7 protein-coding genes are annotated in these 8,984 nt (G+C 73.0%); 2 read left to right on the top strand and 5 right to left on the bottom strand.

The annotated features are described in order from the left end of the window. Positions 1-199: 199 nt before the first annotated feature. Positions 200-1,567 (bottom strand): DUF445 domain-containing protein, encoded by a 1,368-nt coding sequence (locus MHW47_RS27650; protein ID WP_239226487.1) that lies wholly within the window; start codon positions 1,565-1,567, stop codon positions 200-202. Between the two features lie 162 nt (positions 1,568-1,729). Between MHW47_RS27650 and MHW47_RS27645 the strand changes: the two genes are divergently transcribed. After that, a complete protein-coding gene (locus MHW47_RS27645; protein WP_239226486.1) occupies positions 1,730-2,980 on the top strand; it encodes an SGNH/GDSL hydrolase family protein in 1,251 nt (416 codons plus the stop codon). A gap of 66 nt (positions 2,981-3,046) precedes the next feature. Here MHW47_RS27645 and MHW47_RS27640 read toward each other — a convergent pair whose 3' ends face one another. Genes MHW47_RS27640 through MHW47_RS27625 form a run of 4 tightly spaced genes read right to left on the bottom strand, consistent with a single transcriptional unit; the run spans position 3,047 to position 6,458 of the window. Next, positions 3,047-3,709 (bottom strand): DUF1707 domain-containing protein, encoded by a 663-nt coding sequence (locus MHW47_RS27640; RefSeq protein WP_239226489.1) that lies wholly within the window; start codon positions 3,707-3,709, stop codon positions 3,047-3,049. A 31-nt stretch (positions 3,710-3,740) separates the two neighbouring features. Continuing rightward, positions 3,741-4,763: an ATP-binding cassette domain-containing protein gene (locus tag MHW47_RS27635; protein ID WP_239226485.1), complete on the bottom strand. Its 1,023-nt coding sequence runs from the start codon at positions 4,761-4,763 to the stop codon at positions 3,741-3,743. 23 nt (positions 4,764-4,786) lie between these two features. Next, positions 4,787-5,665, bottom strand: a complete 879-nt coding sequence (locus MHW47_RS27630) for an ABC transporter permease (RefSeq protein ID WP_239226484.1) — start codon at positions 5,663-5,665, stop codon at positions 4,787-4,789. Continuing rightward, entirely contained in the window at positions 5,658-6,458 is an 801-nt protein-coding gene (locus MHW47_RS27625) for an ABC-2 family transporter protein (protein WP_239226488.1), read from the bottom strand. Before MHW47_RS27625 ends, MHW47_RS27630 begins: the two co-directional genes overlap by 8 nt. Before the next feature lie 179 nt (positions 6,459-6,637). On the opposite strand from MHW47_RS27625, the gene MHW47_RS27620 reads away from it, so the two are divergent. Further along, positions 6,638-8,984 (top strand): transglycosylase domain-containing protein (locus MHW47_RS27620; protein ID WP_239226483.1); only part of this gene is annotated, 2,347 nt, incomplete at its 3' end.

Genomic DNA, 8,984 nt, shown 5'->3' with positions numbered 1-8,984 from the left:
CCGCGTACGTGGCCGCGTTCGCGGGCTCCCACCCGCTGGCCAGGAGGATCGGCGCCTGGCCCGCCGTGTTCTCTGTGGCCGGCACGGTCGCGGCCGCCTCCTGGGCGGTCACCCGCCGCTCGGCCTGACCGGGACCGGGCGCCCACGCCCCCGGGTGCGCCGCGTGCACGGCGGCGCACCCCGCGTCAGCGCGTCCCGGCTACCACAGCGCCTGCGACACCGAGTAGATCGCCAGGCCCGCCAGCGCGCCGACCACCGTGCCGTTGATGCGGATGAACTGGAGGTCGCGGCCGATGTGGGCCTCGATCTTGCGGGAGGTCTGGTCGGCGTCCCAGCCGGCCACCGTGTCGCTGATCAGTGAGGTGATCTCCGCCCGGTACGTCGTCACGACGTACACCGCGGCGTCCTCCAGCCAGCCCTCCAGCTTCGCCCGCAGCCGGTCGTCCGACGCCAGCCGGGCGCCCAGCGACATCAGCGAGGCACGGGCGCGCAGCCGCAGCTCGCTGCGCTCGTCCTCGGCCGCCGCGATCACCATCGCCCGCACCGACGCCCAAGCGGACGCGATGACGTCCTGGACCTCGCCGCGCCCCAGGATCTCCGACTTCAGCCGCTCCACCCGCTCCCGGGTCTCCGAGTCGGTGCGCAGATCGGCCGCGAAGTCCGCCAGGAACGTGTCGATGGAGTGGCGCGCCGGATGGCCCGGCATGTCCCGCATCTCGGTGACGAAGCGCAGCAGCTCCTTGTAGACCCGCTCCCCGACCCGCTTGTCCACGAACCGGGGCGTCCAGCCCGGCGCCCCGCCCTGCACCGCGTCCATCACCGAGTCGCCGTGCAGCACGAGCCAGTCGTGGGCGCGGGCGCAGACCAGGTCCACGAGCTTGCGGTGGCCGCCGTCGGCGACGATCTTCTCCAGCATCCGGCCCAGCCCCGGGCCGATCTCCACGGTGTTCGCCCGGCGGGTGATCGCCTCGCCGACCACGGCCTGCACGTCCGCGTCGCGCAGCACGGTCAGCGCCCCGCGCAGCGCGGTCGCCAGCTCCGCCGTCACCCGGTCCGCGTGGGCCGGGTCGGCGAGCCAGCCGCCGACCCGGCGGCCGATGCCCAGGGAGTGAATCCGGTCACGTACGACGTCCCCGGAGAGAAAGTTCTCGCCCACGAAGGAACCGAGGGACGCCCCGAGCTGGTCCTTCTTGGTGGGAATGATGGCGGTGTGCGGAATCGGCAGACCGAGCGGACGCTTGAAGAGGGCCGTGACGGCGAACCAGTCGGCGAGCGCACCCACCATGCCCGCCTCGGCGGCCGCCGCGACGAAGCCCGGCCAGCCGCTCACCCCCTCGTTCTTCGCCCAGGTGGCGAGGACGTACACGAGCGCGACCAGCAGAAGGAGGCCGGTTGCCGTGGTCTTCATCCGTCGTACGCCACGCCGCTTCTCCTCGTCCGCCGCGGTGTACGCGAACGAGGCGAGGCCCGCGGTGCGCTCCCGCGCGCCCGCGTCCTGCGGCTTCCCGCCGGGCCCGGGAGGCAGCTCGCCCCGCGCGGCCCGCCCGGTCCCATCGATCCGTTCCATCCGCTCCACCCGTCCGAGTCCGCGCGGCGCCCCGCCTCCGCCACGCATTGTGCCTACCTGACCTACTCCCCAGCCGCACCCCGAGTTCCCCGCGCGCTGCCGCATCATGGGAACGGGCCACCGGCCCACCTCCCCCCTTTCCCGCAAGGAGACACACCGTCCATGCCCAGGCGCCAGGGCCTCACCCTGCTCATAGCCCTGCTGGCGGGCACCGCCGCGCTCGCCGCGGCCGTGGCGTTCGCCGGTTCCCTGCTGTTCACCGGGGAACGGGCCACCGCCGCCGCCTCCACCGCGCCGCAGGGCGCGGCCAAGGCCCCGGCCGCCCCGGCGCACTCCGCCGGGCACTGGCTCGCCACCTGGGCGGCGGCCCCCGTCACGGGCGTGGCCGACCCGGCGCAGGCGCGGGACCAGAGCCGGCGGATCATCCGCAACGTCGTGCACACCAGCGTCGGCGGCTCCGAGGCCCGCGTCACCCTGTCCAACCTGTTCGGCACCCGGCCCCTGCTCGTCGACCACGTCACCGTGAACACCCGCCCGGTGACCTTCGGCGGGACCGCGTCCGTCACGATCGCGGCCGGCGGGCAGACCGTCAGCGACGCCGTGGCCGTCCCGGTCGAGGCCGACGCGGACCTCGTCGTCGCCCTGCGCACCCCGACCGCCGACGGGCCGGTCACCGCGCACCCCAACAGCCACCAGACCTCGTACACCGAGGACGAGCGGGGCACCTGGAGCACCACGCAGTGGCGCTACCTCACCGCCGTCGACGTGCGGGGCGGTGCCACGGCCGCCACCGCGACCGTCGTCGCGTTCGGCGACTCGCTCACCGCCGGAACCGGCTCCACCACCGACGCCAACACCCGCTGGCCCGACGTGCTCGCCGACCGGCTCCACGGCCGGTACGCCGTCGTCAACCAGGGCATCGGCGGCAACCGGCTGCTGCTCGACGACACCGGGCCGCGCGCGCTCGACCGCTTCGACCGCGACGTCCTCGGCGTCTCCGGCGTGAAGACGGTCGTCATCGCGCTCGGCATCAACGACGTGCAGGCCCTCCCCAGGGAGACCGACCCCGCGCGGATCACCGCCGCCCTGCGCGGCCTCACCGACCGGGCCCACACACGCGGGCTGCGGGTCCTGGGCGCGACCCTCATGCCGTACGAGGGCTGGCGCAACTGGACGGCGGACGGGGAGCGGGTCCGCCAGGCCGTCAACACGGAGATCCGGGCGGGCGGCGTCTTCGACGAGGTCCTCGACTTCGACGCGTCCCTGCGCGACCCGGCCGCCCCGGGCCGGCTGCGCGCCGAGTACGACGCCGGCGACCACCTGCACCTGAACGACGCGGGCTACGCGCGCCTGGCCGCCCTCCCGGACCTGGGCATACTGCTCGCCACCCGGCCGACGGCGGACGCGCTCTGAGCGGAGCGGCGGCCAGGGGGTGTCCGGCGCATCCTCGCGACACCGCGGGGATGTGCCGGACACCCCCTACCGGCCGTCGCCCTTCTCCAGGCGGCCCCGGGCGCGCTCGGCCTCCCGCAGCCGTCGCTTCTCCGCCTTGCTGCGCTTGTGCTCGACCCCGACGCCGCCCATCAGCGCGAAGCCGGTGATACGGACCCTGGGCGCGTCGGGGGAGGGTACCGACTCGTCCCTGGCGTCCTCGCCGAATCCGCCCATGATGCCGACGCCCCGCACGTCCACGTTCAGGTCCGGCGGGACCGTCACATGGATGCCGCCCATGATCGTGAAGCAGCGGATCACGACCTCGCGGTCCTCGAAGTCCGCCTCGCGCAGGTCGATCTCCCCGCCGCCCCACATCGCGAACGCGGTGAAGACCCTGCCGACCGTCCAGTTGCCCCGCCGCCGGAACCCGCCCCAGAACGCGAACGCGCCCCCCGAGGTGGCCGGCTTGCCGACGCGGTCCGCCCAGCGGGCCGCCGAACCGGTCCGGGGCCGCACGGCGTCGGGCACCGCCGCGGGCGTGCCGACGGCCGGCAGATCACGGACGAGCGGTTCCAGCTCGCCGTGCGTACGGGCCTTGTACGCGCCGTCCAGACGCTGCTCGAACTCCTCCATCTCCAGCCGGCCCTCGGCGAGCGCCTCACGCAGGATCTCGGCAACTCGTTCACGCTCGGCGTCGGAGGCCCGCATCTCCGGAAGTTCGCTTGTCATACAGGGCAGCCTATTGAACGCGCCCGCTCACGTCACCGGCCTCCGGAACGGTGGCCGACGCGTACATCCGGGCGATGACGGCCTCGATGTCGGGCTCCCGCACCGACAGGTCCACCAGCGGGTACTCGGCGGCGATCCGCGCCACCAGCGGGGCCGCCGACGCCGAGGCCGGGAAGGCCAGCCACTGGCGCGGCCCCTCCACCTTCACCGTCCGCACCCCGGGCGCCGACTCCAGGCGGATCGGCGGGAGTTCGCGCTCCAGGTCCACCACCAGAGTGCGCTCGCTCTCCCCCACCTCGTGCAGCCCGGCCAGGCCCCCGTCGTACATCAGCCGGCCGTGGTCGATCACCATCACCCGGCTGCACAACTGCTCGATGTCCGTGAGGTCGTGGGTCGTCAGCAGCACCGTCGTGCCCCGCTCGGCGTTCAGGTCCCGCAGGAAGCCGCGCACCTTGGCCTTGGAGACCACGTCGAGACCGATCGTCGGCTCGTCCAGGTACAGCACCTCCGGATCGTGCAGCAGCGCCGCCGCGATGTCCCCGCGCATCCGCTGCCCCAGCGACAGCTGACGCACCGGCACGTCCAGCAGCTCGCCCAGGTCCAGGAGTTCCACGCACCGGTCCAGGTTGGCGCGGAAACGCGCGTCGGGCACCCGGTACATGCGGTGCATCAGCCGGTACGAGTCGCGCAGCGGCAGGTCCCACCACAGCGTCGTGCGCTGCCCGAAGACCACGCCGATGCGGTGCGCCAGCCGGGTGCGCTCCCGCGAGGGGTCGATGCCGGCGACCCGCAGGGTGCCGCCGCTCGGCGTGAGGATGCCCGTCAGCATCTTGATCGTCGTGGACTTCCCGGCCCCGTTCGGCCCGATGTAGCCGACCATCTCGCCGCGCTCCACCCGGAAGCTGATCCCGTCGACCGCCCGCACCCGGCGGCGCTCGGCGCGCAGGAAGCCGGTCCTGCGGCGCACGTCGAAGACCTTCTCCAGCCGGTCCAGCTCGATGAACGCCGCCCCGCCGTCCGTGCCCGTGCCCATGCCGCTCCCTCTCCCGTCCCGGTTCAACTTCCCGTACTGCGGTACGACCGCAGCCCCCTGCGCCACGCCAGCCCCGCCGCCGTCCCGCACACCGCCGCCACCACGGGCGGCAGGAACGCCACCCCGTCCGGCAGCCCCAGCGGCAGCTCCCGGCCCAGCAGGTACAGGGCGGGCAGCCAGTTCACGAACGCCAGCGGCACCACGAACGTCACCCCGCGCACGAGGTCCTGCGCGAACACCGTCGGCGGGTACTGCAGCAGCGTGTTGCCGCCGTACGTGAACGAGTTCTGCACCTGCGAGGCGTCCTGCGCCACGAACTGGAACGCCCCGCCCGCCACGAACAGCGAACCGAAGATCACCGAACCGCTCAGCAGCATCATCGGCAGCACCAGCGCCTTGGCCGCCGTCCAGTCGATGTCCGAGGCCACCAGCCCGTACCCGAGGACCAGCACCCCCTGGGTGACCCGGCCCAGCCGGCGCAGCGCGAACCGGTCGGCCGCCACCTGGGCCAGCACCGGGACGGGCCGCACCAGCAGCGTGTCCAGCGTGCCGTCGCGCACCCGGCGGCCCAGCCGGTCCATCGACCCCATCAGCAGGTCCGCCAGGCCGAACGCCGTCCCCGACGCCCCGTACAGCAGTGCGATCTCGGGGAGCGTGTAGCCGCCCAGCGCGTCCACGTGCGCGAACATCAGCAGGATCGTCACGAAGTCGAACGCCGTCGCCGCGAAGTTCCCGAACGCCGTCATCAGGAACGACGCGCGGTACGCCATCGTGGAGCGCAGCCACATGGAGACGATCAGGCCGTACGCCCGGACCCCCTCGACCAGCCGCGACCTCGGCTCGTACGCCGTCACCGCCGCCTGCGGCACGGCCGCCCCGGCCGCCTCGGTCACCTCAGCCACCCTGGAGCACCACCCTCCGCGTCGCCGCCGACTGCACCAGCCGCCCCAGCAGCAGCAACACCGCGGCCCAGGACGCCTGGAACGCGTACACCCGCACCAGCCCCCAGCCCGTGTGCTTCCCCAGGAACACGTCGGCCGGCAACTGGAGCAGCGACGACCAGGGCAGCGCCCGCGCCACCTCGCCCAGCAGCCCCGGGAACAGGTTCAGCGGCAGCAGCATCCCGGTGAAGAACAGCCCGGCCAGGAAGGCGATCTGCGCCGCGCCCGCCCCGTCCATCAGCCAGAAGGCGGACAGCGCCACCAGATAGCGGATCGCGAAGCTGACCACCACCCCGAGCGCCACCGCCACCAGGAACGCCAGCCACGGGCCGGGGGACGCCGGGAGCGCCAGTTCGAAGGCGAGTCCGCCGAGCACCATGGGCACGATGCCGCGCCCCAGCAGATGGAACGCCGCCCGCCCCAAGTCCTGCGCCAGCCACCACAGCTGGAGGTCGACCGGGCGGTACAGGTCCACCGCGATGTCGCCCGTGCGGATGCGCTCGATCAGCTCGTCCTCGAAACCGCCGCCCATCATCACGCACGTCATCAGCAGGGCCTGGCCCAGCCAGACGAAGGTGAGGGCCTGCGGCATGTCGTAACCGCCCAGGTGCGGCCGCTCGTCCCACAACGCCCGATAGGTATAGGCGAGGATGAAGCCGAAGACGGTGTTGGTGAACAGGCCCGCCACCGTCTCGATCCGATAGGTGGCGTAACGGCGGAAACCACCCGCCGCGACCACCGCGTAGACCCGCACAGCAACCGCCTCCCCGCTCACGGGTGCCGCACCGTGCGCGGACACCAAAGCGCAGAACCCTAGCCCGGCCGGGGCACCCGCCGCGACCGTTTTTCGGCACTTGTTCCGATGGTTATGAGACGAAAAAGGGCACTATGGGGGAACCGACCGCGGCCTAGGTCCTAGGAGTCTGCACCGACATGAGCGACGAGCCACAGCCGAACGGGGAGACCGGCCCGCCGGGCTGGACCCCCAGGGACCGGTCCGCCGACGCCGCCGCACCGGACCCCGCCGCCGGCGCCGCCGCGTCCCCGGACACCACCGGGCCGCAGGGCGCGAAGAAGTCCGGCAAGACCAAGCGGCCCAAGCGCACCGGCTGGCGGCGGCTCGTCCCCACCTGGCGCATGGTCCTCGGCGGCGTCCTGCTCATCGCCCTGCTCCTGATCGGCGGATTCCTCGCCGGCTACCAGCTCGTGGACATCCCCCCGGCCAACGCCAGCGCCACCGCCCAGTCCAACGTCTACCTGTACGCGGACGGCAGCGTCATCGCCCGCGACGGCGACGTCAACCGCGAGAACATCCGGCTCGCGCAGGTCCCCCGCCACGTCCAGCACGCCGTCCTCGCCGCCGAGGACCGCGACTTCTACTCCGAACGCGCCGTGGACATCAAGGCGATGTTCCGGGCCGGCTGGAACACCCTCACCGGCAAGGGCAAGCAGGGCGGCTCCACCATCACCCAGCAGTACGTCAAGAACTACTACCTGGGCCAGGAGCAGACCGTCGTCCGCAAGGTGAAGGAGTTCTTCATCGCCATCAAGCTCAACCGGGAGCAGTCCAAGGACCAGATCCTGGAGGGCTACCTCAACACCAGCTACTTCGGCCGCAACGCCTACGGCATCCAGGCCGCCGCCCAGGCGTACTACGGCAAGGACGCCAAGGACATCACCACCGCGGAGGGCGCCTACCTCGCCTCCCTGCTCAACGCCCCCAGCGCCTACGACGTCGTCGCCCTCCCGCAGAACAAGCCCGCCGCCGTCGCCCGCTGGAACTACGTGCTCGACGGCATGGTCAAGGAGAAGTGGCTCACCCCCGCGCAGCGCGGCGCGATGACCTTCCCCGTCCCCGGACCGGTGAAACCGACCAACAGCCTCTCCGGACAGCGCGGCTACATCGTCAAGGCCGTCGACGACTACCTCGTCGACCACGGCATCCTCGACGAGAAGACCCTCGCCACCCGCGGCTACCGCATCACCACCACACTCCAGAAGAAGAAGCAGAACGCCCTCGTGGCGGCCGTGGACGACCAGGTCATGTCCAAGACCGACGACGAACGGGAGGCCGACCGCAACGTCCGCGTCGGCGGCGCCTCCATCGACCCCGGCAACGGCCACGTCGTCGCCCTCTACGGCGGCATCGACTACACCCGGCAGTACGTCAACAACGCCACCCGCCGCGACTACCAGGTCGGCTCCACCTTCAAGCCCTTCGTCTTCACCTCCGCCGTCGCCCACGACTCCACCACCCAGGACGGCCGCCGCATCACCCCCAGCACCATCTACGACGGCACCAACAAACGCATGGTCCAGGGCCCCGACGGCCCCACCGGCTACGACCCCGCCAACGAGGACGACGTCGACTACGGCCCCGTCACCGTCCGCACCGCCACCGACAAGTCCGTCAACGCCGTCTACGCCCAGATGGCCGAGGACGTCGGCCCCGAGAAGGTCCGCGCCACCGCCATCGGCCTCGGCATCCCCAAGAACACCCCCGACCTCACCCCCACCCCCTCCATCGCGCTCGGCGTCGCCACCGCCAGCGTCCTGGACATGACCGAGGCGTACGCGACCCTCGCCGCCCACGGCAAGCACGGCGACCACGTCCTGGTCACCGACGTCACCAAGGACGGCGAACACGTCACGCTCCCCGGCCGCACGGTGAAGCAGGCCGTCAGCCGCGAGGCCGCCGACACCACCACCTCGATCCTGCGCAGCGTCGTCGACGGCGGCACCGGCACCGCAGCCCAGGGCGCCGGCCGCCCCGCCGCCGGGAAGACCGGCACCGCCGAGGAGGACCGGGCCGCCTGGTTCGCCGGCTACACCCCCGACCTCGCCACCGTCATCGCCGTCATGGGCCAGGACCCCGACACCGGCGCCCAGAAACCCCTCTACGGAGCGCTCGGACTCCCCCGCATCAACGGCGGCGGCGCCCCCGCCGAGACCTGGGCCCAGTACACCGGCGCCGCGCTGCGCGGCACCCCGGCCGAGGACTTCGACCTGGACCTGGAGGAGAGCAGCGACGACACCGCGCTGCCCACCGAGGAGGACACCGCCCCCGGCGACACCCGCCGCCGCTCCCCCTCGGCGAGGCCCCGGCGCACCCCGACCACCACCCCGTCCCGGACGCCGTCCGCGCCCCGGACCACCCCCGGCACCACGGACTCCCCCGGCGACGGCGGCACCACGGACGGGGGCGGGGACACCGGCGGCACGGACGGGGGCGGGGACACCGGGGGCGGGGACGGCGGCACGGACGGCGGCGGGGACACCG

The organism is Streptomyces sp. OfavH-34-F, assembly GCF_022347745.1.
GTDB lineage: Bacteria > Actinomycetota > Actinomycetes > Streptomycetales > Streptomycetaceae > Streptomyces.
The sequence above is the reverse complement of the archived record's forward strand: the minus strand, read 5'-3'. Positions and strand labels throughout refer to the sequence as shown.

Coding starts and splice junctions, on each gene's coding strand:
- MHW47_RS27645 (WP_239226486.1), top strand. CDS start 1,730: ATGCCCAGGCGCCAGGGCCTCACCCTGCTCATAGCCCTGCTGGCGGGC.
- MHW47_RS27650 (WP_239226487.1), bottom strand. CDS start 1,567: ATGGAACGGATCGATGGGACCGGGCGGGCCGCGCGGGGCGAGCTGCCT.
- MHW47_RS27640 (WP_239226489.1), bottom strand. CDS start 3,709: ATGCGGGCCTCCGACGCCGAGCGTGAACGAGTTGCCGAGATCCTGCGT.
- MHW47_RS27635 (WP_239226485.1), bottom strand. CDS start 4,763: ATGGGCACGGGCACGGACGGCGGGGCGGCGTTCATCGAGCTGGACCGG.